The organism is Kitasatospora sp. NPDC059722, from assembly GCF_042733235.1.
Classification (GTDB): Bacteria; Actinomycetota; Actinomycetes; order Streptomycetales; family Streptomycetaceae; genus Kitasatospora.
In genome coordinates this window covers 1-1,159 of sequence record NZ_JBHWGD010000299.1, presented here as the reverse complement: position 1 = coordinate 1,159, position 1,159 = coordinate 1, and the positions used below count along the sequence as shown (strand labels likewise).

Annotated in this window: 1 protein-coding gene; it reads left to right on the top strand. The window is 74.4% G+C overall.

Features of this window, described 5'->3' with window-relative positions; genetic code table 11:
• Positions 1-177: 177 nt before the first annotated feature.
• Positions 178-1,159, top strand: a 982-nt coding sequence (locus ACFV4F_RS43430) for an AMP-binding protein (RefSeq protein WP_380511596.1), incomplete at its 3' end; no start/stop codon positions are given.

Here is a 1,159-nt window from a genome sequence, read left to right as displayed (position 1 = left end):
GGCACGCACCTCGCCGCGTTGTCGTCGGTCGCCGATGCTCCGCATGGAACTCCCTCCTCCGCCTTGCGATGCACGCACCCAGACGCCGCCACGCCCGCCCTCCCGGCGGACGGCGGGGGTTCGAAGACAGGCCCGCGGCGCCCCCACCGCCAGCGAGTTCCCGGAAGGACCCGTCCGTTGTCCCTCTCACCCTCGGCCCACCAGGACACCTTCACCCGCGACCACCTCCCGCCGGCGGACCACTGGCCGACGATCGAGTTCACCACGCCGGAACTGCACTACCCGGACCGGCTCAACGCCGCCACCGAGCTGATCGACCGCCCGGTGGCGGAGCACGGCCCCGACCTCCCCGCCCTCCGCACGCCCGACGGCGAGACCTGGTCCTACGGCCTCCTCCGGCGCCGCGCCAACCAGGTCGCCCAAGTGCTCACCGAGGACCTCGGCCTCGTGCCCGGCGGCCGCGTGCTGCTCCGCTCGCCCAACACCCCCTGGGCGGTGGCCGCGTGGCTCGGCGTGCTCAAGGCGGGCGGCGTGGCCGTCACCACGATGGCCGCGCTGCGCGCCCGCGAGCTCGCCCCGATCGTGGAACGCACCAGGCCCGCCGTCGCACTCGTCGACCACCGCCACACCGAGGAGGTCGAGCGGCTCCAGAACGCCTCCCTCGTGATCGTCACCCACGGCGCGGACACCCCGGACGACCTCCTCGCCCGCACCGCCGCCAAGTCGGGCGAGTTCACCAACGTCCCGACCGCCGCCGACGACGTCGCCCTGCTCGGTCCGACCTCCGGCAGCACCGGCGTCCCCAAGATCACCATGCACTTCCACCGCGACGTACTCTCCATCGACCACACCTTCGGCCGCCCCCTCCTCGGCCTCGGCCCCGGCGACACCGTCGCGTGCTCCGCGCCGCTCGCCTTCACCTTCGGCCTCGGCATGCTCGTCGTCTTCCCGCTGCGCGCCGGTGCCTGCGCGCTGCTCACCGAGTCCGCCACCCCGCTCCAGCTCGCCGAACACGTCGAGCGCCACGGCGTCACCGTCCTCGCGACCGCCCCCACCGCGTACAAGGCCATCCTGCGGGAGGAGCAGGAGCACCGGCTCGCCGGGCTGCGCGTCGCCGTCTCGGCCGGCGAGCACCTCCCGCAGACCACCTGGGAGCAGC